Annotated in this window: 23 protein-coding genes; 13 read left to right on the forward strand and 10 right to left on the reverse strand. The window is 65.5% G+C overall.

Going from position 1 to position 21,827, the window contains the following annotated elements; translation table 11 throughout:
• From deoC to xapA, 3 genes are read right to left on the reverse strand one after another with little or no spacing between them, the layout of a single operon-like run.
• Entirely contained in the window at window positions 1-957 is a 957-nt protein-coding gene (deoC, locus tag SOM28_RS11790; protein ID WP_147933804.1) for a deoxyribose-phosphate aldolase, read from the reverse strand.
• Window positions 954-2,147 (reverse strand): phosphopentomutase, encoded by a 1,194-nt coding sequence (locus tag SOM28_RS11795; protein ID WP_123071637.1) that lies wholly within the window; start codon window positions 2,145-2,147, stop codon window positions 954-956. The genes deoC and SOM28_RS11795 overlap by 4 nt, the downstream gene beginning before the upstream one ends.
• A 35-nt stretch (window positions 2,148-2,182) precedes the next feature.
• Window positions 2,183-3,019 carry a xanthosine phosphorylase gene (gene xapA, locus SOM28_RS11800; protein ID WP_123071636.1) on the reverse strand — a complete coding sequence of 279 codons (837 nt, stop codon included), beginning with the start codon at window positions 3,017-3,019 and terminating at the stop codon, window positions 2,183-2,185.
• 287 nt (window positions 3,020-3,306) lie between these two features.
• Between xapA and SOM28_RS11805 the strand changes: the two genes are divergently transcribed.
• The 8 genes from SOM28_RS11805 to crtB all read left to right on the forward strand — a co-directional run bounded on the left by SOM28_RS11805 (window position 3,307) and on the right by crtB (window position 12,492).
• Window positions 3,307-4,422, forward strand: a complete 1,116-nt coding sequence (locus SOM28_RS11805) for a carbohydrate kinase (protein ID WP_320468218.1) — start codon at window positions 3,307-3,309, stop codon at window positions 4,420-4,422.
• 14 nt (window positions 4,423-4,436) lie between these two features.
• The gene (locus SOM28_RS11810) at window positions 4,437-5,354 is read left to right on the forward strand and encodes a pseudouridine-5'-phosphate glycosidase (RefSeq protein ID WP_320468219.1); all 918 of its coding nucleotides are present in this window, start codon (window positions 4,437-4,439) and stop codon (window positions 5,352-5,354) included.
• A gap of 15 nt (window positions 5,355-5,369) precedes the next feature.
• Complete coding sequence (locus SOM28_RS11815; RefSeq protein WP_320468220.1) at window positions 5,370-6,278, forward strand: LysR family transcriptional regulator; 909 nt, start codon at window positions 5,370-5,372, stop codon at window positions 6,276-6,278.
• Window positions 6,279-6,476: 198 nt separating this feature from the next.
• Window positions 6,477-7,475, forward strand: coding sequence for a polyprenyl synthetase family protein (locus SOM28_RS11820; protein WP_123071632.1), 999 nt, complete (start codon window positions 6,477-6,479; stop codon window positions 7,473-7,475).
• Window positions 7,476-7,489: 14 nt separating this feature from the next.
• A complete protein-coding gene (locus SOM28_RS11825; RefSeq protein ID WP_320468221.1) occupies window positions 7,490-8,800 on the forward strand; it encodes a glycosyltransferase in 1,311 nt (436 codons plus the stop codon).
• The gene (gene crtY / locus SOM28_RS11830) at window positions 8,793-9,989 is read left to right on the forward strand and encodes a lycopene beta-cyclase CrtY (RefSeq protein WP_320468222.1); all 1,197 of its coding nucleotides are present in this window, start codon (window positions 8,793-8,795) and stop codon (window positions 9,987-9,989) included. Before SOM28_RS11825 ends, crtY begins: the two co-directional genes overlap by 8 nt.
• Window positions 9,986-11,500: a phytoene desaturase gene (locus tag SOM28_RS11835; protein ID WP_320468223.1), complete on the forward strand. Its 1,515-nt coding sequence runs from the start codon at window positions 9,986-9,988 to the stop codon at window positions 11,498-11,500. The genes crtY and SOM28_RS11835 overlap by 4 nt, the downstream gene beginning before the upstream one ends.
• Window positions 11,497-12,492: a 15-cis-phytoene synthase CrtB gene (crtB, locus tag SOM28_RS11840; protein ID WP_320468224.1), complete on the forward strand. Its 996-nt coding sequence runs from the start codon at window positions 11,497-11,499 to the stop codon at window positions 12,490-12,492. The genes SOM28_RS11835 and crtB overlap by 4 nt, the downstream gene beginning before the upstream one ends.
• Here the strand turns inward: crtB and SOM28_RS11845 are convergent.
• On the reverse strand, window positions 12,386-12,922 hold the full coding sequence (locus SOM28_RS11845) for a sterol desaturase family protein (RefSeq protein WP_123071627.1): 537 nt from the start codon (window positions 12,920-12,922) through the stop codon (window positions 12,386-12,388). The genes crtB and SOM28_RS11845 overlap by 107 nt on opposite strands.
• Before the next feature lie 135 nt (window positions 12,923-13,057).
• Here SOM28_RS11845 and SOM28_RS11850 point away from each other — a divergent pair, with 135 nt between their 5' ends.
• Together SOM28_RS11850 and SOM28_RS11855 are read left to right on the forward strand one after the other, a co-directional pair.
• On the forward strand, window positions 13,058-13,486 hold the full coding sequence (locus tag SOM28_RS11850; RefSeq protein WP_147933792.1) for a DUF2141 domain-containing protein: 429 nt from the start codon (window positions 13,058-13,060) through the stop codon (window positions 13,484-13,486).
• Window positions 13,487-13,584: 98 nt separating this feature from the next.
• The gene (locus SOM28_RS11855; RefSeq protein WP_320468225.1) at window positions 13,585-14,124 is read left to right on the forward strand and encodes a hypothetical protein; all 540 of its coding nucleotides are present in this window, start codon (window positions 13,585-13,587) and stop codon (window positions 14,122-14,124) included.
• Between the two features lie 47 nt (window positions 14,125-14,171).
• On the opposite strand, the gene SOM28_RS11860 is transcribed toward SOM28_RS11855, so the two are convergent.
• On the reverse strand, window positions 14,172-14,819 hold the full coding sequence (locus tag SOM28_RS11860; RefSeq protein WP_123071624.1) for an alternative oxidase: 648 nt from the start codon (window positions 14,817-14,819) through the stop codon (window positions 14,172-14,174).
• A 255-nt stretch (window positions 14,820-15,074) separates the two neighbouring features.
• Between SOM28_RS11860 and SOM28_RS11865 the strand changes: the two genes are divergently transcribed.
• Window positions 15,075-15,974 (forward strand): alpha/beta hydrolase, encoded by a 900-nt coding sequence (locus SOM28_RS11865; protein ID WP_320468226.1) that lies wholly within the window; start codon window positions 15,075-15,077, stop codon window positions 15,972-15,974.
• A gap of 330 nt (window positions 15,975-16,304) precedes the next feature.
• Here the strand turns inward: SOM28_RS11865 and SOM28_RS11870 are convergent, their stop codons facing one another.
• The 5 genes from SOM28_RS11870 to SOM28_RS11890 all read right to left on the reverse strand — a co-directional run bounded on the left by SOM28_RS11870 (window position 16,305) and on the right by SOM28_RS11890 (window position 19,250).
• Window positions 16,305-16,541, reverse strand: a complete 237-nt coding sequence (locus SOM28_RS11870) for a hypothetical protein (RefSeq protein WP_320468227.1) — start codon at window positions 16,539-16,541, stop codon at window positions 16,305-16,307.
• A gap of 20 nt (window positions 16,542-16,561) precedes the next feature.
• Window positions 16,562-17,212, reverse strand: coding sequence for a pyroglutamyl-peptidase I (gene pcp, locus SOM28_RS11875; protein WP_491715951.1), 651 nt, complete (start codon window positions 17,210-17,212; stop codon window positions 16,562-16,564).
• 10 nt (window positions 17,213-17,222) lie between these two features.
• On the reverse strand, window positions 17,223-18,179 hold the full coding sequence (locus SOM28_RS11880) for a DUF979 domain-containing protein (RefSeq protein ID WP_320468229.1): 957 nt from the start codon (window positions 18,177-18,179) through the stop codon (window positions 17,223-17,225).
• Window positions 18,176-18,880: a DUF969 domain-containing protein gene (locus SOM28_RS11885; RefSeq protein WP_320468230.1), complete on the reverse strand. Its 705-nt coding sequence runs from the start codon at window positions 18,878-18,880 to the stop codon at window positions 18,176-18,178. Before SOM28_RS11885 ends, SOM28_RS11880 begins: the two co-directional genes overlap by 4 nt.
• 67 nt (window positions 18,881-18,947) lie before the next feature.
• Window positions 18,948-19,250, reverse strand: a complete 303-nt coding sequence (locus tag SOM28_RS11890) for a YciI-like protein (RefSeq protein WP_320468231.1) — start codon at window positions 19,248-19,250, stop codon at window positions 18,948-18,950.
• Window positions 19,251-19,440: 190 nt separating this feature from the next.
• Between SOM28_RS11890 and SOM28_RS11895 the strand changes: the two genes are divergently transcribed.
• Both SOM28_RS11895 and SOM28_RS11900 read left to right on the forward strand, forming a co-directional pair.
• The gene (locus SOM28_RS11895; RefSeq protein WP_320468232.1) at window positions 19,441-20,379 is read left to right on the forward strand and encodes an alpha/beta hydrolase; all 939 of its coding nucleotides are present in this window, start codon (window positions 19,441-19,443) and stop codon (window positions 20,377-20,379) included.
• Window positions 20,380-20,758: 379 nt separating this feature from the next.
• A complete protein-coding gene (locus SOM28_RS11900; protein WP_123071616.1) occupies window positions 20,759-21,775 on the forward strand; it encodes a BMP family lipoprotein in 1,017 nt (338 codons plus the stop codon).
• Window positions 21,776-21,827 lie beyond the last annotated feature (52 nt).

Here is a 21,827-nt window from a genome sequence, read left to right on the forward strand (position 1 = left end):
TTAAGGTTGCGCGTGGCGATGAGCGGCCGAGTAGTTGCCGGTCACGTAGTGCTCCAGCTGGCGCTCGATGTCGGTCAGCAGGCTGGAAGCGCCGATGCGGAACAGGTGCGGCTGCAGCCAGTCGTTGCCCAGTTCTTCCTTCATCACGGTCAGGTATTGCAGCGCCGACTTGGCGCTCGACACGCCGCCGGCCGGCTTGTAGCCGACCTGGAAGCCGGTCAGCTCGTAGTAGTCGCGAATCGCGCGCACCATCACCAGCGACACCGGGATAGTGGCGTTGACGCCTTCCTTGCCGGTCGAGGTCTTGATGAAGTCCGCGCCGGCCATCATGCAGACCATTGATGCCTTGGCCACGTTTTCCAGGGTCACCAGGTCGCCGGTGGCCAGGATGGCCTTGACGTGCGCTTCGCCACAAGCCTGGCGATAGGCCACCATTTCGTCGTACAGCGCTTGCCAGTTACCGGTCAACACATGCTGACGGGTGATGACGATGTCGATCTCGGTCGCGCCTGCGGCCACCGACAATTCGATCTCGCGCACCTTGGTTTCCATACTCGACAGGCCGGCCGGGAAAGCGGTCGACACGGCGGCGATCGGCAGGCGGCCGTTCAGCACCTTGACGGCCGGGGTGATCATCTCGTGGTACACGCAGACCGCGCCAGTCGTCAGCGTCTCGAGGCCCAGGGCTTGCATCAGGTCGGCGCGCAGCGGGCGCATCGCCTTCATGCACAGGCGCTCGACGCGGCCCGGGGTGTCGTCGCCGCCGAGGGTGGTCAGGTCGATGCATTCGATCGCACGCACCAGCCAGGCGGCCTGGTATTCCTTCTTGACCGTGCGGCGGTTCGCCAGGCTGGCGGCGCGGCGGTCGGCCGCATTGCGGTTGACCTTGACGCTGTTGACCAGGCCCAGGTCCAGCGCCATGCCGGCATTACGTTTGAAATCCAGGGGCTGGGTCATAGCAGTGCGGTTCCGTTCGAAAGTGGTTTGACGCCGAGGTGTTTGGCCAGGGTGGCGCCGATGCTCGAGAAGGTGTCGGCGGTCGGCAGTTCCTGCGCCTTGACGTTCGGGCCGAAGAAGATCATCGGGATGTGCTCGCGGGTGTGGTCCGAGCCGGGCGCGGTCGGGTCGCAGCCGTGGTCGGCGGTGATCACGACCAGATCGCCGTCCTTCAGCTTGGCCATGAATTCCGGCAGACGCGCATCGAGTTCGTGCAGCGCGTTCGAATAGCCGGCGACGTCGCGGCGATGGCCGAAGTGCATGTCGAAGTCGACGAAGTTCACAAAAGTGAGCGACTTGTCGCCCGCCTCGTCGGCTACTTCGAGCAGGCGGTCGAACAGCGCCATATTGTCCGGGCCCTTGACCAGGCGGGTCACGCCTTGCGCCGCGAAGATGTCGCTGATTTTACCCAGGGCGATCATCTCGCCGCCCGCGTCCTTGACGTGGTCGAGCAGGGTCGGTGCGATCGGCGGCACGGCGTAGTCGTGACGGTTCGCGGTGCGCTTGTAGTCGCCATTGGCGCCCACGAAAGGACGCGCGATCACGCGGCCGATATTGTATGGCTTGACCAGCTCATAGGCGGCTTCGCACACCTGATATAAGCGATCCAGGCCGAAGTGTTCCTCGTGCGCCGCGATCTGCAGCACCGAGTCGGCCGAGGTGTACAGGATCGGCTTGCCGGTGGCGACGTGCTCGTCGCCCAGCTCGTTGATGACGGTGGTGCCCGAGGCGTGGCAGTTGCCCAGCCAGCCCGGCACGCCGGTCAATTCCTGCAGCTTGTCGGTCAGCTCTTGCGGGAACGACGGCACGGTCTTGGGGAAGTATCCCCAGTCGAACAGCACCGGCACGCCGGCGATTTCCCAGTGGCCGCTCTGCGTGTCCTTGCCGGTCGACTGTTCGCGGGCGACGCCCCAGGCGCCGGTGAAACCGTCGCGCAGGTCGAAGCCGGGCGCCCATTCGCCGCTGGCTTTATGCGCAGCAGCAGCCAGGCCCAGTTTCTCGAGGTTCGGCAGCGACATCGGCTTGCCCTCTTTCGCGGCCCACTCGGCGATGTGGCCGAAGGTGTTGGCGCCCGTGTCGCCGTATTTATCGGCGTCGGGCAATGCGCCCAGGCCGAAGGAATCAAGCAGGAGGATGAATGCGCGTGACATGGTCTTCGCTTTCTTCGATTCTAGGAATTCAGGGCTCAGGCGCGTGGGGTCGAACCGACGCGTTCAATGTAGGCGTGGATCAGCGTGACCATATCCTTGGCCGCGATCGCCGCGTACTTCAGGGTCTGCTCGTGCGACAGCGCGAACGGCGACAGGCCTTCGGCCAGGTTGGTGATGGCCGAGACGGCGGTGACCTTCAGGCCGCAGTGGCGCGCGGCGATCACTTCCGGGATCAGCGACATGCCCACCACGTCGGCGCCCAGCGTTTTAAAGGCGCGGATTTCGGCGACGGTCTCGAAGTGCGGACCGGCGGCCGCCAGGTACACGCCTTCGTGCAGAACGATGCCCTTTTCCGCGGCGACGGCCTTGACCTGCTCGCGGGTCTCCGCGTCATAGGCGTTCGACATGCTGAAGAAGCGCGGGCCGAAGCGTTCGTCGTTCGGGCCGGACATCGGGCTGCCCGGCAGGAAGTTGATGTGGTCGGTGATCGCGACCAGGCTGCCGGCATCGGCTTCGACGCGCAGCGAGCCGGCGGCATTGGTGACGAACAGCAGTTCGCAGCCGATTTCCTTGAGCGTGCGGATGGCCGAAGTCATCACGCCCGGGCCATAGCCTTCATAGAAGTGGCCGCGGCCCTTCATGCAGGCGACCGGCACGCCGGCCAGGGTGCCCAGCACCAGTTCGCCGGCGTGGCCGTGCACGGTGGAGATCGGGAAGCCCGGCAGGTCGGCATAGCCGATCGACACCGCATCGACCAGTTGTTCGGCCAGCACGCCCAGTCCGGAACCGAGGATCAGCGCCACACGCGGGGCGAAACCCGGCTTGCGGGCACGGATGATGTCGGCGGCTTCGAATGGGGTATTGCTGGACATGATATTCCTTGTTGAAAACTGGGTGATGTGGGTCGCGGATGAGAGAGGCAAATGCCCAACGCGCGCGCGTGCAGCGCATTTGGACAACTGGATATTATAACTATGCATGAATGCCGATATGTATGGCAAATACACTTTTTCTTCCCGATTTATATCTTTTACAGATAAATTGTGCGTGGTGCTACAGAGCTGCTTACACTGAAGGAAAGATTCGTTGACAGGTTTTAAACAATTGTCTAGTATGATAAAACAATTGTCCTGGCCGCCTGACGGCGCACACGAACGCGATGCCGAAAAAAGAACAGTTATACGAGCTGATCCGTTCCAACCCCTTCATCTCGCAGCAAGACCTGGCCGGCCATCTCGGCCTGTCGCGCTCCGCGGTCGCCAACTACATCGCCACCCTGGTGCGTGAGCGCCGCATCCTCGGCCGTGCCTACGTGCTGCCCGACCACCGGCCGGTGCTGTGCATCGGCGCCGCCAACCTCGATCGCAAGCTGCGCACGACGGCCAGGCTGGCGCTCGGCACCTCGAACCCGGCGCGCCAGACCGAATCCTTCGGCGGCGTCGCACGTAACATTGCCGAGAACCTGGCGCGCCTGGGCGTCCCCACGGCGCTGGTCACGGCGGTCGGCGGTGACTCGTCCGGGCGCGCCCTGCTCTCCTACGCCGACGAAACCGGCATCGATACCCGCGGCGCGCTGCGCGTGGACGGCGCCGCCAGCGGCACCTATACCGCGGTGCTCGACGAGGACGGCGACATGCGCGTGGCGCTGGCCGATATGGAGATCAACGAGTCGCTTACGCCCGAGTTCTTCGCGACCCGCGAACAGCAGCGCGCCGGCGCCGCCCTGATCGTCGCCGACCTGAACCTGCCGCGCGAGGCGGTCGCCGCCCTGCTGGAAGGCAGCCGGCGCGACGGCGTGCCGATGGTGATCGTCGCCGTCTCGGAACCCAAGATCGACCGCCTGCCGCGCGACCTGACCGGCCTGCGCCTGCTGATCCTGAACGTGGGCGAACTGGCGGCGCGCGTCGGCCGGCCACTGGAGACCGACGCCGACATCGCCGCGGCCTGCGCCGAACTGCGGCGCGCCGGCGTCCAGGACGTGATCGTCACGCGCGGCTCGCTGGGCGTCATGTTCACGACCGCCACCGGCATGCAAGCGCTTGAAGGACAAGCCGTCGATGCCGTGGACCTGGTCGACGTCACCGGCGCCGGCGACGCCTTCGCCGCCGCCGTCTGCTGGACCCTGTACAGCGGCCAGCCCGAGCCAAACCTGGAACCGGCCTGCCGCCGCGGCCAGATGCTGGCCGCCATGACCATCGCCTGCACGCAGACCGTCTGCCCGCAACTGGCGCCGGGGCTGTTCGACGCCCCGGTCCAGGACATCGTTACCGACTGAATAGAGATTTGACCATGCATTCCTTCCTCCTGTTTTCGCCCGAAGTGGCGGCCGCCCGCACCGCCGGCAAGCCGATCGTCGCCCTCGAATCGACCATCATCTCGCACGGCATGCCCTACCCGCAGAACGTGCACACCGCGCGCGAAGTCGAGCAGGTCATCCGCGACGCCGGCGCCGTGCCGGCCACCATCGCCATCATCAAAGGCAAGATCTGCGTCGGCCTGTCGGAAGACCAGCTCGAGACGCTGGGTTCCTCGCCGGACGCTATCAAGGTCAGCCGCCGCGACCTGCCCTACGTGCTGGCGCAGGGCCGCCTGGGCGCGACCACCGTCGCCGCCACCATGATCTGCGCCGAACTGGCCGGCATCGAGGTGTTCGTCACCGGCGGCATCGGCGGCGTGCACCGCGGCGCCGAAACCAGCTTCGACATCTCGGCCGACCTGCAGGAGCTCAGCCAGACCAGCGTGGCCGTGGTGTGCGCCGGCGTGAAGTCGATCCTCGACATCGGCCTGACGCTCGAATACCTCGAGACCCATGGCGTGCCGGTGCTGGCCGTCGGCCAGCCGGGCTTCCCCGCCTTCTTCACCCGCGACAGCGGCTTCAAGGCCGACTTCCAGCTCGATTCGCCCGAGGAGCAGGCCGCCTTCATCCGCACCAAGTGGCAACTCGGCCTGAAGGGCGGCGTGGTGGTCAGCAATCCGGTGCCGGCCGAGTCCGCGATGGCGCCCGACGAGATCGACGCCATCATCCACCAGGCCCTGCAAGAGGCGCAGCAGCAGGCCGTGACCGGCAAGCAGGTCACGCCCTTCCTGCTGGCCCGCATCAAGGAGCTGACGGGCGGGCGCAGCCTGGCCACCAATATCGCGCTGGTCAAGCACAACGCCCTGGTCGGCGCGCGCCTGGCCGTGGCGCTGCAGCACAAGGCTGCCTGACCAGACCGGGCCGCCATGTCGATCGACCTCAAACAGCTCAAATACTTCCTGGCGGTAGCCGAAGAAAAAAGCTTCAGCCGCGCCGCCGAGCGCCTGCACATCTCGCAGCCACCGCTGTCGCAGCAGATCATGAAGCTCGAGAGCGAGCTGGGGGTGAAGCTGTTCACCCGCACCACGCGCAGCTTCGAGCTGACCGTGGCCGGCCGCGCGCTGATGGTGGAGGCGGCCGAGCTGCTGGGCAAGATGCGCATGACGATCGACACGATTCGCCAGATCGACCGCGGCGAGGTCGGGCGGCTGCGGGTCGGCATCGTCGGCTCGGCGATGTGGGGCCCGATCCCCGGCCTGCTGGAGCAGTTCCAGAGCCAGTTTCCGCGCGTGACCTGGACCATCCATGAGCTGGGCCCGAACGACCAGTGGGAAGCGCTGCGCAGCAAGCAGATCGACGTCGGCTTCTGGCGCGAGCCGCGCATCGAGCAGGACGTGCTCAAGCAGGCCAACCTGCGCCAGGAACTCTGCTTCAGGGAGCAGTTCTGTGTGGCGGTCAACGCCCGCCATCCGCTGGCCGAACGCGACTCCATCGCCCTGCCCGAAATCGCGGGCGAACCCATGCTGACCCTGCACCTGGACCAGTCGGCCGAGCCGCGCTACCTGATCCAGTGCTGCGTGAATGCCGGCTTCCAGCCGACCATCTTCCAGGAGGCGGCCGAGCCGCAGACCCTGCTGGCCATGGTCGGCGCCGGCCTGGGCGTGGCCCTGATGCCGGAGACCACCAGCCGCATCGGCTGGCCGGGCGTGCGCTTCCTGCCGATCCACGCCCACGCGCCATCGGCCAACCTGTACATCAGCTACCCGGCGCAGGACGATGCGCCGGTGGTGCGCGCCTTCCTCAAGATCCTGTTCCCCGAAGAGCAGCCGGCCTGACGACTTCCGGTTATCTTTTCCTGCTCGGCCCGCCATGTGCGGGCCGAACCGTTTTTGTACCGCCTTCCCATGAGTCCTAGCGTAAATTGCGCATTTTTTGAGCAAAAAACCCCCGCACGATTGAGTTCAATTAACTATTTCTCAACTTTGTCTCCGGTATGATGGTTATCAAGTTCATCAATTTCTACAGGATTCCGTATGACTACAGCGACGCGGCGGTACGATGGGATCGGCGTGGAAACGGGCGACGACGCCGCCTTCGATGACATCGCATCGCTGCGCCGGGCGGTGGACGAAAGGATCGACCAGTTGCTGTCCGGCGGTCCCCACGACCATCTGACCAAGGCCATGCGCTCGTCCGCGCTCAGCGCCGGCAAGCGCATGCGTCCGCTGCTCCTGATGCTGGTCGCGCGTGACCTCGGCTGCAAATCGCCCGCCCTGATCGACGTCGCCTGCGCGGTCGAACTGGTGCACGCGGCCTCGCTGATCCTCGACGACCTGCCGTGCATGGACGATGCCAGCCTGCGCCGCGGCAAGCCCGCGATCCACATCCAGTATGGCGAAGACGTCGCCATCCTCGCCTCGGTGGCCCTGCTCAGCCGCGCCTTTGGCGTGCTGTCGCAGGCCCAGGACATTGCCCCCGCTACCCGCGCGCGCCTGGTCGCGACGCTGGCGCAGACGGTCGGCGACCAGGGCCTGGTGCGCGGCCAGTTCGAAGACCTGCACGGCGGCGCCCGTTCGCCCGAGGCGATCGCCACCACCAATGAACTCAAGACCGGCCTGCTGCTGGGCGTGGCGGTTGATATGGCCTGCATCGTCTGCCATGCCGACGAGTCGGTTGCGCAGCAGCTGCGCGCCTTCGCGCTGGCGGCCGGCCAGGCCTTCCAGATCAAGGACGACTTCCTCGACGGCGCCGGCAACGACAGCGCCGTCACGGGCAAGGACACTGGCAAGGACGTCGGCAAGGCCACCCTGATCAACACGGTGGGCCGCGACGAAGCCCAGCGCCGCCTGGCGGCCTGCCTGGTCGAAGCCGACCGCTGTCTCGGCGCCGCCGTCGGCGCCCACGGCCGCACACGCCGCTTCGTCGGCGCGCTGTTCGCGAAGGAAGCCAAGGGCAAGCGCTTCGTGCCCGAGCTGGCCAAGGCGCGCGAGCTGCGTTCGGGCGCGCACCTGGCCGAGTTGCGCCTCTCCTGAGGACGGCGCTTCGCATGGCGCATTTCGCGGTCGTGGCCCCGGCGCTCTACAGCCACTTCAATACGCTGACGGTGCTCGCGCGCGAACTGGTCGCCCGCGGGCACCGCGTCACCTTCGTGCATCGCAAGGATGCCGCCGCCTATGTGAAGGACGAACGGATCGGCTTCCACGCCGTCGGCATGGACTCGCACCCGGCCGGTTCGCTGCCGGCGATGCTGGCTCGCGTGGCCAACCCCGGCTCGCCGCTGGGCCTGCGCCGCGTGATCCTCGACATGGCGGCCAGCACCACGATGCTGTGCCGCGAACTGCCGGCCGCGCTGCGCCGGCTGCAGGTCGATTTTATTGTCGCCGACCAGATGGAAGCGGCCGGCGGCCTGGTGGCAGAAGGCATCGGCATGCCCTTCGTCTCGGTCGCCTGCGCGCTGCCGGTCAACCGCGAACCTGGCATCCCGCTGCCCGTCATGCCCTTCATGTATGAAGACAGCGAGCGCGCCTTCAAGATGGTCGAAGGCAGCACGATGGTCTACGACTGGATGATGCGGCCGCACGAGCGCGCGATTGTTGCCGCAGCCCAGCAGCTAGGATTGAGCCCGCGCGCAAAACTGCACGAATGCCTGTCGCCGCTGGCCCAGGTCGGCCAGATCGTGCCGGGCTTCGATTTTCCACGGCGCGCACTGCCGCCGCATTTTCATCACGTCGGGCCGCTGCATAGCGGGGCCGCAGCGCCAGCCTCGAGCCCAGCCGAACTAGCCGCGCTGCTGCCGCCCGCATCGAGCACGCGCCCCTTTGTCTACGCCTCGCTCGGCACCCTGGTCAGCCAGCGCTTCGGCCTGTTCAAGCGCATCGCGCAAGCCTGCAAACACCAGGACGCACAGCTGCTGGTCGCCCATTGCGGCGGCCTGGATGACGGGCAGGTGCGCGCGCTCGAACGCATCGGCGACACCCGCGTGCATGCCTTCGTGCCCCAGCTGGCCGTGCTGGCGCGCGCCGACGCCGTCATCTCGCATGCCGGCGCCAACACCGTGATGGAAGCCATCGCCACCCGTACGCCGATCCTGGCGCTGCCGATCGCCTTCGACCATCCGGGCGCCGCCGCCCGGGTGGAATATGCCGGCGTCGGCCTGCGCGCCTCGCCGCGCTTCGCGACCGTCTCCGAACTGTCGCGCAAGCTGCGCCGCCTGCTGGACGAGCCAGGCTTCCGGCAGCGCATGGAACCGCTGGCCGAGCAGATCCGGCAGGCCGGTGGCGCGCCGCGCGCGGCCGACGTCATCGAAGCCGCGCTCGGATTGGTCCCCGAGTCCCGACGCGTGGCCAGCCATGGATGAGCATAGCAATGAGCACTACAAGGTCGACTACGACCTGATTCTGGCCGGCGGCGGCCTGGCCAACAGCCTGATCGCGTGGCGCCTGCGCAGCGAGCGTCCCGAACTGCGCATCCTGGTGCTCGAGCAAGGCAAGCGCCTTGGCGGCAACCATACCTGGTCGTTCCACGACAGCGATCTCGATCCCGCGCAGCTGCGCTGGATCGCGCCGCTGGTCACGCACCGCTGGCCGCGCTACGACGTGGTGTTTCCCGACCTGGCCCGTACCCTGGCGGGAGGCTACGCCAGCATCGCCGCGCTCGACCTGGCCCACGTGGTCGAACCGGCGCTGGGCGCGACGCTGCGCACCGGCGTCTGGATCGACGACGTCACACCCACCAGCGTGCGGCTGGCCGATGGCGAAACCCTGCGCGCACGCGCCGTCATCGACGGCCGCGGCATGCGCACCAGCAGCCATCTCGCGCTCGGCTACCAGACCTTTCTTGGCCAGGAATTGCGGCTCGACGCCGCCCACGGCTTGAGCGCGCCCGTGATCATGGACGCCAGCGTGCCCCAGCAGGGAGGCTACCGCTTCGTCTACCTGCTGCCCTTCGGGCCCGACCGCGTGCTGGTCGAAGATACGCACTACGTCGACAGCGCCGCCTGGGAACCGGAGCGGCTGCGCGCCAACATCGCCGCCTACGTGGCCGCGCGCGGCTGGCGCGTGCGCGACATGCTGCGCGAAGAACAAGGCTCGCTGCCGATCGTGCTGGCCGGCGACTTCGACGGCTTCTGGGACGAGTTGCAGGGCCAGCCCAGCGTCGGCCTGCGCGCCGGTCTGTTTCACCCGACCACCGGCTACTCGCTGCCGCATGCGGTGCGCCTGGCCGAGCGCATTGCCGCGCTGCCCGAGCTGTCGGCCCCGACGCTGTTCGCCGCCATTCGCGAGCAGGCGCGGCAAGCCTGGGACGAACAACGCTTTTTCCGCATGCTCAACCGCATGCTGTTTTTGGCCGGCAGCCCCGATCACCGCTGGCGCGTGATGCAGCGTTTTTATGGCCTGCCCGCGCCCTTGATCGCGCGCTTCTACGCCGGCTGCCCCACCCTGGGCGACAAGGTACGCCTGTTGACCGGCAAACCGCCGGTGCCCGTCATGGAAGCGTTTGACGCCGTACGCAAGACCCACCCCTATCAGATCAGGACCGCAGAATGAACCAGATGAATTTCAAGCCGAGAATCGAACAAAAGCGCGCCGTCGTGATCGGCGCCGGATTCGGCGGCCTGGCGCTGGCCATCCGCCTGCAGGCCGCCGGCATGCAAACAACCCTGCTCGAAAAACGCGACAAGCCGGGCGGCCGCGCCTACGTCTACGAGGACCAGGGCTTCGTGTTCGACGCCGGTCCCACCGTGATCACAGATCCATCGGCGATCGAGGAGCTGTTCACCCTGTGCGGCAAGAAGATGAGTGACTACGTCGAGATGCTGCCGGTCGCGCCCTTCTACCGCCTGTGCTGGGAAGACGGCAGCCACTTCGACTACGCCAACGACCAGGAGGCGCTGGACCGCCAGATCCATGCGCGCAACCCGGCCGACGTCGCCGGCTACCAGCGCTTTTTGGCGTATTCGAAGGCGGTGTTCGATGAGGGTTACCTGAAGCTGGGCGCCGTGCCGTTCCTGTCCTTTCGCGACATGATCCAGGCCGGCCCGCAACTGGCGCGGCTGGAAGCGTGGAAGAGCGTGTACGGCATGGTGTCGCGCTTCGTCAAGGACGAGCAGCTGCGCCAGGCCTTCTCCTTCCACTCGCTGCTGGTGGGCGGCAACCCGTTCGCCACCTCGTCGATCTACACTCTCATTCACGCATTGGAGCGGCGCTGGGGTGTGTGGTTCCCGCGCGGCGGCACCGGCGCGCTCGTGAAAGGCCTGGTGCGGCTGTTCGAGGACATGGGCGGCAAGCTGGAACTGAACGCATCGGTGGCGCGCATCGAGACCGCCGGCAATCTCGCCAGCGGCGTACGGCTGGAAGACGGCCGCTGGTTCGCAGCCGACGCGGTGGCGTCGAATGCCGACGTAGTGCACACCTATGCCGACCTGCTGAAAAACCACGGGCGCGGCAGCAGCAACGGCGAGGCGCTCAAGAAGAAACGGTTCAGCAATTCGCTGTTCGTCCTGTACTTCGGCCTGAATAAACACCACGAGCAGCTGCAGCACCATACGGTCTGCTTCGGCCCGCGCTACCGTGAGCTGATCAAGGACATCTTCAACGGCCAGACGCTCGCCGACGATTTCTCGCTCTACCTGCACGCCCCCTGCGTCACCGATCCCTCGCTGGCGCCGCCCGGCTGCGGCAGCCACTACGTGCTGGCGCCGGTGCCGCACCTGGGCAACGCACCGATCGACTGGGAGACCGAAGGCCCGCGCTACCGCGACCGCATCTTCGACTACCTCGAACGGCGCTATATGCCGGGCCTGCGCAGCCAGCTGGTCACCAGCCGCATCTTCACGCCGCACGACTTCCGCGACCAGCTCAATGCCCACCTGGGCTCGGCCTTCTCGCTGGAGCCGATCCTGACCCAGAGCGCCTGGTTCCGCCCGCACAACCGCGACGCCGAGCTGCCCAACCTGTACCTGGTCGGCGCCGGCACCCATCCCGGCGCCGGCGTGCCGGGCGTGATCGGCTCGGCCAAGGCGACCGCCGGCCTGATGCTGGAAGGAGTCCACGCATGAACACCCAGGTGAGCACCGACCTGATGCAGCACGCGACCCAGACCATCGAGGTCGGCTCCAAAAGCTTCGCGGCCGCCGCCCGGCTATTCCCGCCGGCGACCCGGCGCAGCGTCTTGATGCTGTACGCCTGGTGCCGCCATTGCGACGACGTGGTCGACGGCCAGGAGCTGGGCTTCGCCGCCGCCGCACCGAGCGCCTATGGCGCCGGTTTCGAGCTCGATCGCCTGTACGACGACACCCGGCGCGCCTATTCGGGCGAGCCGATGCGCGACCCGGCCTTCGCCGCCTTCCAGGAAGTGGCGCTGGGCCACGCGATCGCGCCGCGCTATGCCTTCGACCACCTGGCCGGCTTCGCGATGGACGTCAACGAGGCGCGCTACACCACCATCGACGACACCATGCGCTACTGCTACCACGTGGCCGGCGTGGTCGGCCTGATGATGGCGTCGATCATGGGCGCGCGCGACGAGCTGGTGCTGGACCGCGCCTGCGACCTGGGGCTGGCCTTCCAACTCACGAATATCGCGCGCGACATCATCGACGATGCGAAGATCGGGCGCTGCTACGTGCCGGCCGAATGGCTGCTGGAGGCCGGCATCCCGCCCGACCACGTGGCCCTGCCGCGCCACCGCGCGGCGCTGGCGCGCGTCGCAGCGCGCCTGGTCGATCACGCCGAGCCGTATTATGAATCGGCCACGCTCGGCCTCGCCGCCCTGCCCCTGCGCTCGGCCTGGGCGATCGCTACCGCGCGCAATGTGTACCGCCAGATCGGGATCGAAGTCAAACGGCGCGGGGCGCATGCCTGGGACGAACGGGTGGGCACCTCGAAGGCGACCAAGCTGCGCCTGCTGGCCCTGGGCGGGATCCAGGCGCTGGCCTCGCGCCTCAGCCCTGGTCGGGCAGCGATGGCGCCGCGGCGGCGCGATCTGTGGCTGCGTCCTGGCCGCGCGGGCGGCGCACCTGGCCCTGCTGCGCTTGCAACTGGCGCTTGAGCCGGGCGACCGGCGGCGCGTACAGGAAGCCGAAGGACACGGCGCCCTCTTTACCTTCCACCGCATGGTGCATGCGGTGGGCCTGGTAGAGGCGCTTGAGGTAGCCGCTTTTGGGGACGTAGCGGAACGGCCAGCGCTGGTGCACCAGGCCGTCGTGGGCGATGAAGTAGAGAAGCCCGTAAGCGGTCATGCCGGCGCCGATCCATTCGAGCGGGTGGTAGCCACGCGTGCCGAACCAGATCAGGGCGATGGCGACACCGGCGAACACCACGGCGTACAGGTCGTTTTTTTCGAACCAGCCGGTGCGCGGCTCGTGGTGCGAGCGGTGCCAGCCCCACCCGAAGCCGTGCATCACGTACTTGTGCGCGACGATGGAAAACACTTCCATGAACGCGATGGTGGCCAATACGATGAGCGCGTTGGAAAGCATAATGAAGGCTGCGAGAGCGCGTTGACGGGATGCCAGCAGCCTACCATGGCAGCCCATGCGCACGGTTGCGCGGGGCTGCCCTGGACCGGTCAAAAGCGGTCAAACACGATTCACACTTAACCTAATGGAGTTTTCATGCAGTCGATCTTTCGCACCCTGGGTGTTTCCCTTTTGCTGGCATCAAGCGTGGGCGCCGCCGGTCTCGCTTCGGCCGCCTCGATCGAGGTGAGGGTCCAGGGCATTACGAGTACCAAGGGTACGGTGCGGGTCGCGATCTGCGACAAGGCGACCTTCCTGAAGGATTGTCCGTATGCGGCGTCGGCCGCGGCGCGCGTGGGCGAGACCGTGGTCACCGTCGACGACCTGCCGCCCGGCACGTGGGCCGTGCTGTCGTTCCAGGACGAGAACGACAATGGAAAGCTCGACCGCAACGCGCTGGGCATTCCGAAGGAACGGTATGCGTTCAGCCGCGATGCGCGCGGCCGCTTCGGGCCGCCGAGCTTCGAGGATGCGGCCTTCGTGCTGCGTGACGAGAAGGCGGTCAGCTATATCAAATTGCGCTGATCCTGTTTTCAGTCTCGCAGCCCCGGCGGCGCGAGCTACTATGCGGCCTGGACGGCCACCTTCGGCCTCTACGGCATGCCCCGTCAAGGAAAGAATCGATGACGAATTTTCTCTCGCACGAACACAGGACGGTTGGGTGGCTGCGTCAGCACTGGTTCATCCCGCTGGCGATCGCGATCGCGCTGGGTGACGTCGGCGCGCTTCACTTCCAGGACTGGAGCCAGCCACGCCTGTTCGAGAGCGCCGTCCTGTTCGACTTCACCATCGTCCTGCCGCTGCTCTATCTCTGGTGCTACCGGGCCCGCGGTACGGCGGTGATCCTGCCCATGATCGGTCTCGCTTCGCTCGGCATCTGGGCGACTTCCCACCTGATTCCCGCCGAGCACCAGCACCTGCTCGGTTCCATCGCCTGGCTGCGCACGCTGGCCATCGCCGTGATCGTCCTGTTCGAAGTGAAAATCCTGTTCAGCTTCTACAAGGCGGTGTTCACGTCCGACTCGACACCGGAAGACATCGCGGACAAGCTGGCCAGGGATGTTCCCTTGCCGCCCTGGCTGATGCGCGTGCTCGCCTTCGAGGCACGGATGTTGCGACGGCTAGCCGGCTTGCTGAAGCGGTTCTTCGCGCGTCTCCGGTAGCGTCAGCGCCAGGATCCGGCTGGCCGCGACCGGGCAAGACGCCATGCTCATGCGTTCTGATTGACCTCTACCGGAGTCAGGGCGTCGGCGAATCCGTGGTTGACATCGCGATGGCCCATCTCATCCTGGCGCACGACCAGCACCACGTCGCGCAAGCGGGCATTGGCAGGCAGGTTCCAGTACGCAATCGCGATCTCTGGCGCCGCGACATTTTCCACGCGGCCGGCATCGATCTCCGCCAGATACAGCGTGTAGCTGATGACTGCCTGCTCTTCGAAATACCCCACCAGGCGGTGCGCGGTCTTTGGTGAAGTCAGGTACAGCAGGAAGAACGCGACGAAGAACAGGGCTTGCACCATCAGGATGACCAGACGCTCGAACCAGTTTGGTTTTGCGATCTGTACGAAGGTCATCAAGTGCATGCGTTCATTTTCCGCTTCATCGAGCAGGGTGCGGATCCAGCCCTGGTCCTCGACCATCCAGCGCAGACAACGCAGGTGCACCAGCATGCCGCCAACCATGCCTGGCACGGCGGCCACGGTTTCCAGCACGATCGCCCGGTTGCCGTAGCGTTTAGCAAAAAATGTATCCGCAAAGAAGCGCAGCATCAGCGTCAGCCCAAGTGCGACGTGGTCGGAAACATTGCGGGCGGTGCGATGGTCATTCACGGGCTTTGTTTTATCAAGCGCATTCATTTCAGGCTCCCTGTAGGTTGAACATCTGTCGACTTGCTGCATTCGGCAGATGTCGAAAACATGCACATACAATACTACTTAAATTTCCTATGGTCAACGATGAGTATTTTTTCTTGAACCAGGCCGGACTTCATGGATACCAGGCAGAGGAGACGCTGCGCCACGGCATAATGAGCACCTCATAGAACTTCCTGATAACCGGTTAGAACATTCATGCAGTCCCGCCCTCTATTCATCCTCGCCGCGATCGTTTGCATGGCCACCGCCCTGACGCTGCCTTCCGCCCTGGCACAAGGTCCACAGCCCAAGCCTTCGACCGGCCGACTGGAACGCATCGACCTGCCCTCGCGCCATATCGAGCAGCGACCGGTGGACGTATGGCTGCCCGCCGATTACGCCGAGCGTGCCGGCCAGGGCCAGCGTTTCCAGGTGTTGTACATGCATGATGGCCAGATGCTGTTCGACCCCACGATCACCATGAACCAGCAGTCCTGGCACGTTGACATCGCACTCGATCAGCTGATGCGCAGCGGCCGGATTCCGCCGACGATCGTTGTCGGCATCTGGAACCGGGGCGAGTTCCGGGACGCGGAATACTTTCCACGGAAAGTGCTGGAGCGCCTGGCTCCGGGAAAATACAAGTCAACGCTCGAGAGCTATATGAAACAAGGGGCGCGGTCGGACGACTACCTGCGCTATCTCGTCGATGAGCTCAAGCCGATGATCGACAGCCGTTATGCCACCCGGCGCGAGCGGGAGTCGACGTTCATCATGGGTTCGAGCCGGGGCGCCGTCCTGTCGGTCTATGCCATGAGCGAGTATCCTCAGGTATTCGGCGGTGCTGCCGGGCTGTCCGTCCACTGGATCGGCACGTTCGAGCGCAACGCCGCGATCCCGATGGCCACCTTCGCCTACCTGAGCAAGCACCTGCCGGATCCGGCCGGACACCGCCTGTACCTGGACCGCGGTACCGAGACACTGGATGCGCTGTATGGCCCCAGCTTCGAGTTCGGCGGTGAAGTCATCCGCGAACGCGGTTACACGGATGCGAATTACCTGGAGCGGGTATTCCCGGGCACCGATCACAGCGAGAAGGCCTGGTCGGCCAGGCTGGACATCCCGCTGCTGTTCCTGCTCGCCCAGCCACGACCTTGAAGTGCCGACGACCGGGGGGCCGCATCAGCCGGCCTGCTCGCGACGGATGCGCCGGCAGGCCACCTCCAGCTCGGCGCTTCCCGACCCGGGAGGATGGCCGACGCAGGTTTTGCTGTGCACGTGCTTTCGCCGGCCGCTGGAGGCGCTGCATCGCCCACAGTAACAGCCTTCCCTCCGCCTTCTCGATTGGTTCGGTATCCGCAACGGCATCATCCCTCGCTTGAGCACATGGTGAACGTATTTTATTCACCGAGTGCTCAGCAATAGTGCCAGCGCGAAGACTGTCCGCTTGTCGGATTTCTCGTACCCACAGCGCATGAAGTGGTGTTCTCAAGCCCGATACTGGGTCGTGATCAGGAATATCCCGAAGCAGAATACAGCTGCGGCAAGCAGCATCGGGATCGATGACAGGAGCTTCGTGCCAATGCTCGTGCGTGTCCTGCCATCGTGGCGCCGCCGATAGCCCTGGTAGCCGTAATAAAACGCCAGCGGCGGCAGGATGAAGACCGGAATGAGCAGCCATGCCGTCAATACAGTAAGCGCGGTCAGTGCGAGCGACTTGAGCATGATGGCCGGCCGATGTTGAACTAGTGCGTGGCGCCGCCCGTTTCGCGCACGTCGGCGTCGACGCTCACGGTCGTTTCCACCGCCAGCTTGATGCCGGCAATGATGTCGTCCAGCGCCATCGACGGCGGCGCATCGGGACGCGCCGCGGCCTGTTCCGGCAAGAAAGGCACGTGGATGAAACCCGCCTTGATTGGCTGCGGCTGTACAGACGCGTGGTGCATCAACCCATAAAACACGTGGTTGCACACGAAGGTCCCGGCAGTCTGCGACACCCCGGCCACCAGCCCCTTCTCACGCAGCGCACGCACGATGGCCTTGATCGGCAAGGTCGAGAAATAGGCGGCGGGACCATCCGAAGCAATGGCCGCATCCACCGGCTGCTGGCCGCCGTTGTCGAGAATCGATGCATCGTCGACGTTGATCGCCACGCGCTCGACCGAGATATCGGGCCGGCCGCCGGCCTGGCCGACCGCAATCACCACATCCGGATGCAGTTCGTCGACCATGGCCACCAGGTCTTCGATCGCCTGCCCGAACACGCAGGGCAGCTGGCGCACCTCGACCCGGAAGTGTTCGCCGCGCCAGCCTTCGAGCGCGCGCACCGCTTCCCAGGCCGGGTTGATGCTGGCGCCATTGAACGGCTCGAAGCCGGTAAGCAGTACGGTCTTGATCATCGCGGCCTCACAGGTTCATCAAAAAATACAGCAGGAAGATATTCGCTATCAGGATCGGCAGCGCGCTCGGTATCTGGGCGCGGATCACCGCGTTCTTGTCGGGCAGCTCGAGCAGCGCCGCCGGCACGATATTGAAGTTCGCCGCCATCGGTGTCATCAGGGTGCCGCAGTACGCGCTGAACATGCCGATCGCCGCCATCACCGCCGGATTGGCGCCATACACGCCGATCAGCACCGGGATGCCGACGCCGCCCGCCATCACCGGGAAGGCGGCAAAGCCGTTACCCATCACGATGGTGAACAGCGCCATGCCGATACAGTACACCGCTACCGCGACGAATGCCGAATCCAGGCCGATATACGTGGTCGTCAGGTGCGCCACCGCCTTGCCGACGCCGGCTTCCGAGAACAGCAGTCCCAACACCGCCAGGATGTGCGGCAACACCACCGCCCAGCTCATGGCGTCGATCAGGCGCCGCGCCTCGCGCACGCCCTGCAGCGGCGTCGCGCGCGTCAGCCAGCAGGCGGCGATCAGGGCCACGATCGCGCCGCAACCCATGCTGACCAGGGTCAGGTGGGCCGGATCGAGCATCGGCAGTCCGCCGATCTGCACGTCCTTGAGCACGGTGGCGCCGATCACGGTCACCAGCGGCAGCAGCAGCGCCGGAATGAAGATGCGGTTGCCCAGGCGCGCGGCGCTGGCGCGGCGCGCCTCCGGCTCCAGGGCCTTCGGCGCGCCGGCCTTGACGCCGCCGAAGCCGGCCAGCAAGGCCATGACGATCATCAGGGCGCCGACCGCCGCCGGCGGCATGCGCTCGCCGGCCAGGTAAAGCAAGGCATACAGGCCCCAGAACAGCGCGGTGGTGACACGGCGCGGATTGCTGCGGTCCATCAGGCTCATGATGGCCACGCTTGCGAGCAGCAGGCCGACCAGGATGTAGAAGTGGTCGATGGTGAGGGTCATGCCGCCTCCTTCGCTGCCGACACTTCACGCTTGATTTCGGCATCGAGCCGGCGCAGGTTCCAGGCATGAATCACGAAGGCGGTGATCGCGGTCGGGATGCCCCACAGCGCGATGTGCAACGGATTGACCTCGATGCCCTCGGCCTGCAGGATCGTGTGCATCAGGACGATGGCGCCGAAGGCGACAAAGATGTCTTCGCCGAAGAACAGGCCGATATTGTCGGTGGCTGCCGACATCGCGCGGATGCGGTGGCGCACGCGCTCGGGCAGCTTGCCGTGCTGCGCTTCCGCGGCCGCCTCGGCCATCGGCGCGACCAGCGGCCGCACCATCGTCGGATGGCCGCCCAGGCTGGTCAGGCCCATCGCGGCAGTGCTCTCACGCGCGAACAGGTAGACGATCAACAGGCGGCCAGCGGTGGCCGAGCGCACCCTGGCGATCACCGATTGCGCCTGCTCGCGCAGGCCGAAGCGCTCCAGCAGGCCGATCGCGGCCAGCGGCAGCAGCAGGATCAGGGGAAGGTTGCGCGTCTTGACGAAGGCGGTGCCGAGCGACTCGAGCAGGGCCATGACGGGCATGGCGGCCGCGACGCCGGTCACGCCGCAGGCGGCAACGGCGACCAGCACCGGATTGGCGCGCAGCAGGAAGCCGGCGACGACGACGACCACGCCGAGCAGTGGCCACAGATTGACAGCAGATTGCATGGATTCCCCGGCAATATTCGACAAGCCGAGGATGTTACCCGATCTGGTGTGTTAATCCGGCAAGAATTCAGGCCGGCCTGACGGGATTGCTCGCCAGGTCACCCACGACCGTATTCCACTGGCGCACGTGGAAGGCGCGCACCAGGCCGTTCGTCACGTAGGGGTCGCGTGCCGCGAACAGCTGGACCGGTTCGGCCGTCTCGCAATCGAAGACCAGCACCGCATGATCGGCCGGGTCGGTCAGCGCGCCGGCCAGGATTAGCTCACCGCGTTCCTGCGCTTCCCAGGCCAGCTTCAGGTGTTCATCGCGGAATTCGCCGCGGCGCTCGAGGTAGTCGGGGGCAAGGTCATAGGTGAGCAGATAATGCACGGCGTCTCCAGGGGGGCGTTGGCTAAAGGTGAATCCACATCGTAACCGCAATTGCACGATCGGAACACCAGCACAACGGCAGTGCTCGATGTTGGTTTAAAACAACTTTTTAACCCATTCCGCATGGGCTGCCCAACAGTGAGAGCTGTCACACAGAACAAAACTCAACGGTTGGCGTAGACTATCAGTCATGGATATGTCGAAGAAAATGGCGGCGGGGATCACGGGCTTTGCCAGCATGCTGTGGCTGGGGCTGACGGCGGCCGTTGCCGCCAACCAGCGCCGCCTGGTCTTCAATCCGACGCTCGAGCGCGAAGTCAAAAGCCCGCGCAGCAGCGGTCACCGCACCCGTCCGGTGGTCTTGCGCGCCAACGATGGCACCCGCCTGTCCGGCTGGCTGATGACCCCGACCATTCCCGGTCCGCGCCCGGCGGTGCTGTATTTCGGCGGCCGTTCCGAAGAAGTGTCCTGGGTGGTGCGCGATGCGGGCAAGCTGTTCCCCAATATGACCGTGCTGGCGATGAACTACCGCGGCTATGGCGAATCGCAGGGCGTGCCGGCCGAGATCCACATGATCGAAGACGGCTGCCTGCTGTACGACTGGCTCGCCACGCGCGGCCAGGTCGATCCGCACCGGATCGCCGTGGTCGGCCGCAGCCTGGGCTCCGGCGTCGCGGTGCAGGTGGCCAAGGAACGGCCCGCGCATTCCGTGGTCCTGATCACGCCCTACGATTCGATCCTGGCGATCGCCAAGCGGCGCTTCCGCGTGATGCCGATCGAGTACATGCTGCAGCACCGCTTCGAGTCGATCAAGTACGCGCCTTCGCTCAAGGCGCCGACCTATGTGCTGCGCGCGGCCAGCGACGACGTGGTGCCGCACACGCATACCGACCTGCTGGTGGCCAAGCTGGGCCAGCTGGTGGCGGACGACGTCGTGCCCGATTCCGACCACATGAACATCCCCTACCTGGAAGCGACGCAAGACCTGATCGCCGGCTTCCTCACCCGCCAGTTCAGCCAGCCGGTGACGCCGGCCGCCGCGGCAGCCGTCGCGGACGCCGTGGCCAATGCCGAACCACCCGCCGAGGCGGTGCCTACGCCTGCCGATTTCGACCTCGCGACAAAATAATTGCTGAAAGTTGCCAGCAGTTATATTTCCAACGAATAAATTGGCAAGTAAAATCGTATTTGTCACCAACTTGTAGGTTGATGCATATTTGACAGCTTGCGCTGGAATGGCGTGAGCTTGCTCATGATTTTGCCAAATTCGTATTGACTTCAGCCAAATCGACCCTCCCAGCATGTTGTGGCCGTGCTACACGTAAGCCCATCTGCTGAGAAAATAGTCGCCAGAAACAAATCGTAACCCCCAGCGGATCGCCGGGCTGACACAATCGCGCAGCGCGAAGTGTCCTCTCCCGCCTTACCGCTCGAGGTAGCAATTGCGCAGCCCCTACCCATCGGACGCCATGCCGCGGGTACAATACCGCTATTCCAGGAGCCCATTGATGAAATTTAAGCAACTCAGCATGACCATTGCGGCGCTGTGCGTCGCCGGCAGTGCTTTCGCCGCGCCGGCAGCAGGTCCGATCGCGCAGCCGAAGCTCGGCATGGTCTACGATGCGGGCGGCAAATTCGACAAATCGTTCAATCAGTCGGCCTTCGAAGGCCTGCAACGCTTCTCGAAAGAGACCGGCGTCAAGGTGTTCGAGGTCCAGGCCAATAGCGATACCCAGGCCGAGCAAGTCATGCGCGGCCTGGCGCGCAAGAAGGTCGACATGATCGCCGCCATCGGTTTCTCGCAAACCCAGGCCGTGCAAAAAGTCGCCCGTGAATTCCCGAACGTGCGCTTCGTGCTGATCGACAGCGTGGCGCAAGGCGCCAATATCGAATCGGTGATGTTCAAGGAACAGGAAGGCTCCTACCTGGTCGGCGTCGCCGCCGCCATGGCGTCCAAGTCCAAGAAGCTCGGCTTCGTGGGCGGCATGGATATCCCGCTGATCCGCGCCTTCGCCTGCGGCTACAACCAGGGCGCCAAGGCGCAAGCGCCGAAGATCGAGATCGTCCAGAACATGGTCGGCACCACCGCCGCCGCCTGGAATGACCCGGCCAAGGGCGGCGAGCTGGCGCGCGCGCAGTTCGCGCGCGGCGTCGACGTCGTGTTCGCAGTGGCGGGCGGCAGCGGCATGGGCACGCTGCAGGCGGCCAAGGAACAAGGCAAGCTGGCGATCGGCGTCGATTCGAACCAGAACTACCTGCACCCGGGCACGATGCTGACCTCGATGATCAAGCGCGTCGACGTGGCCGTGTACGACTCCTTCATGGGCGTCAAGAACGGCACCTGGAAAGCCGGCGTGCATTACAAGGGCCTGAAGGAAGGCGGTGTCGACTGGGTGCTGGACAAGGACAACCGCAAGGTCGTTACGCCAGAGATCGAAAAGCGCGTCAACGCCGTGCGCACCGACATCATCAACGGCAAGATCAAGGTCATCGATTACCGCGCAGGCAGCAGCTGCCCGGTCTGATCGACCAATTCCCATTCGAAGCGCGCCGCGCCGGTTGATCCCGGCCCGGCGC

It is taken from the genome of Massilia sp. CFBP9026 (assembly GCF_034045165.1).
Lineage (GTDB): Bacteria > Pseudomonadota > Gammaproteobacteria > Burkholderiales > Burkholderiaceae_D > Telluria > Telluria arenae.

Bases quoted from the DNA above. Each gene is read 5' to 3' on its own strand.
- SOM28_RS11880 (WP_320468229.1), bottom strand. From the start codon at position 18,179: ATGACCCTCACCATCGACCACTTCTACATCCTGGTCGGCCTGCTGCTC.
- SOM28_RS11885 (WP_320468230.1), bottom strand. From the start codon at position 18,880: ATGCAATCTGCTGTCAATCTGTGGCCACTGCTCGGCGTGGTCGTCGTC.
- SOM28_RS11850 (WP_147933792.1), top strand. From the start codon at position 13,058: ATGCAGTCGATCTTTCGCACCCTGGGTGTTTCCCTTTTGCTGGCATCA.
- SOM28_RS11860 (WP_123071624.1), bottom strand. From the start codon at position 14,819: ATGAATGCGCTTGATAAAACAAAGCCCGTGAATGACCATCGCACCGCC.
- SOM28_RS11825 (WP_320468221.1), top strand. From the start codon at position 7,490: ATGGCGCATTTCGCGGTCGTGGCCCCGGCGCTCTACAGCCACTTCAAT.
- SOM28_RS11895 (WP_320468232.1), top strand. From the start codon at position 19,441: ATGGATATGTCGAAGAAAATGGCGGCGGGGATCACGGGCTTTGCCAGC.
- SOM28_RS11810 (WP_320468219.1), top strand. From the start codon at position 4,437: ATGCATTCCTTCCTCCTGTTTTCGCCCGAAGTGGCGGCCGCCCGCACC.
- SOM28_RS11845 (WP_123071627.1), bottom strand. From the start codon at position 12,922: ATGCTTTCCAACGCGCTCATCGTATTGGCCACCATCGCGTTCATGGAA.
- SOM28_RS11865 (WP_320468226.1), top strand. From the start codon at position 15,075: ATGGCCACCGCCCTGACGCTGCCTTCCGCCCTGGCACAAGGTCCACAG.
- deoC (WP_147933804.1), bottom strand. From the start codon at position 957: ATGACCCAGCCCCTGGATTTCAAACGTAATGCCGGCATGGCGCTGGAC.
- SOM28_RS11805 (WP_320468218.1), top strand. From the start codon at position 3,307: ATGCCGAAAAAAGAACAGTTATACGAGCTGATCCGTTCCAACCCCTTC.
- xapA (WP_123071636.1), bottom strand. From the start codon at position 3,019: ATGTCCAGCAATACCCCATTCGAAGCCGCCGACATCATCCGTGCCCGC.
- crtB (WP_320468224.1), top strand. From the start codon at position 11,497: ATGAACACCCAGGTGAGCACCGACCTGATGCAGCACGCGACCCAGACC.
- SOM28_RS11870 (WP_320468227.1), bottom strand. From the start codon at position 16,541: ATGCTCAAGTCGCTCGCACTGACCGCGCTTACTGTATTGACGGCATGG.
- SOM28_RS11820 (WP_123071632.1), top strand. From the start codon at position 6,477: ATGACTACAGCGACGCGGCGGTACGATGGGATCGGCGTGGAAACGGGC.
- SOM28_RS11815 (WP_320468220.1), top strand. From the start codon at position 5,370: ATGTCGATCGACCTCAAACAGCTCAAATACTTCCTGGCGGTAGCCGAA.
- crtY (WP_320468222.1), top strand. From the start codon at position 8,793: ATGGATGAGCATAGCAATGAGCACTACAAGGTCGACTACGACCTGATT.
- SOM28_RS11835 (WP_320468223.1), top strand. From the start codon at position 9,986: ATGAACCAGATGAATTTCAAGCCGAGAATCGAACAAAAGCGCGCCGTC.
- SOM28_RS11855 (WP_320468225.1), top strand. From the start codon at position 13,585: ATGACGAATTTTCTCTCGCACGAACACAGGACGGTTGGGTGGCTGCGT.
- SOM28_RS11900 (WP_123071616.1), top strand. From the start codon at position 20,759: ATGAAATTTAAGCAACTCAGCATGACCATTGCGGCGCTGTGCGTCGCC.
- SOM28_RS11795 (WP_123071637.1), bottom strand. From the start codon at position 2,147: ATGTCACGCGCATTCATCCTCCTGCTTGATTCCTTCGGCCTGGGCGCA.